Origin of the sequence: Prevotella rectalis (assembly GCF_900607215.1) — a bacterium.
Classification (GTDB): domain Bacteria; phylum Bacteroidota; class Bacteroidia; order Bacteroidales; family Bacteroidaceae; genus Prevotella; species Prevotella brunnea.
Genome location: NZ_LR027822.1, coordinates 1 through 1438 on the forward strand (window position 1 = coordinate 1; position 1438 = coordinate 1438).

Annotated in this window: 1 protein-coding gene; it reads left to right on the forward strand. The window is 46.2% G+C overall.

The features are described 5' to 3' along the window. Positions 1-992 (forward strand): DUF3945 domain-containing protein (locus E0E16_RS08345; RefSeq protein WP_130829965.1); only part of this gene is annotated, 992 nt, incomplete at its 5' end. Between the last annotated feature and the right edge of the window lie 446 nt (positions 993-1438).

Consider the following 1438-nt stretch of genomic DNA (forward strand, 5'->3'; position numbering starts at 1 on the left):
AGATTGATTGGAAGCAACTCGACAACCTCGGTCTTACCCGTGAACGACTGGAACAAAGTGGAGAGTTAGAAAAGATGCTTTCTTGGCAGAAGAGTAACCTTGTTACTATTGCCGTACCTATTGGTGATACAACTATCTACACTGAAGCACGTCTTGCTTTCCGCACGGACGATAGCGGCAATGTCGGCTTAGCTATCCACCCTTTACGCAAGGAGCCACAGCTCGACTTCCCCTATATGGGCTACAAGTTCTCGCCCGAAGAGAAAGAACAACTACTCACTACGGGCAACCTTGGCAAGACAATCGAAGTAACGCCCAAGAACGGCAATCCTTTTTCTGCCTATGTCTCCATCGATCCACAGACCAACGAAATTGTCGCCCTGCGTGCCGACCGTGTGAACATTCCCAAGGAGATCAAGGGCGTCTCGCTTTCAGATGCGCAATATAAAGACCTTGTGGAAGGCAAAGCCGTGAAAGTGGAAGGTATGACTGCCAAGAGCGGCAAGTCTTTTAATGCCACGCTTCAGGTCAATGCCGAGAAGAAAGGCATTGAGTTCATCTTTGACAACAACCGTGGTTTCAAGGAACATCAGCAGCAGACACAGCAGCAGGGTGCACCCCACAAGCTCTGCGGCTTGGAACTATCCGAGAAGCAGCGTGAAGCCTTGGATAGCGGTCGCACACTCTATTTGAAGAACATGGTCGATAAGGAGGGCAAGTCCTTCAATGCCTACGTCCGTATGGACAAGGAGCAGAACCGCCCACGTTTTTACAAGTGGAATCCTGACAAGAAGCAGGATGCTGGCAAGGAAAAGGTGGTAGCTGTGGCAGAAGAACACAAGACGCAGGTAGCCGTGAACAACCACGGCAAGACCAACGAAGCTACGAAGAACGTGAAAGAGCCATTGAAGACTGGGCAGACACAGCCCACTGCCGCCCAAAAGCAGAAACAGGACGAGAAGAAACAACAGCGTCGCGGACGTAAGATCTAAAAAACAAGAGACTCGCTTTTGCGAGTCTCTGTATGTGGCGGCAGCGGGGTTAATCACTATATGTATTAGGAATATATCATCTTTATGTACAAAGGTCTTTATCTGCCACAACCCCAAGAGCCAATATAATATAATTTGAATTCATAGACTGTTCCTCCTTTTTGGTAAAACTTAAGATTGTCAAACAATCTGCTGTGAAACTTATCAATAAAGGCAGTATATGACTGATTATACCAAAGCCTGATGATATTCCACACAAAGTGCAGAAAATATATTGGTGCAAAGTTACAAATTAAAATTATAAAAACAAATGAATATATGTATTATTGCCGAGAAACCCTCGGTAGCCAGAGATATAGCCCGTATAGTAGGAGCTAATACCAGACAAGACGGATTTTTGGAAGGTAGCGGTTATGTGGTAACATGGGCGATGGGACATCTCATCA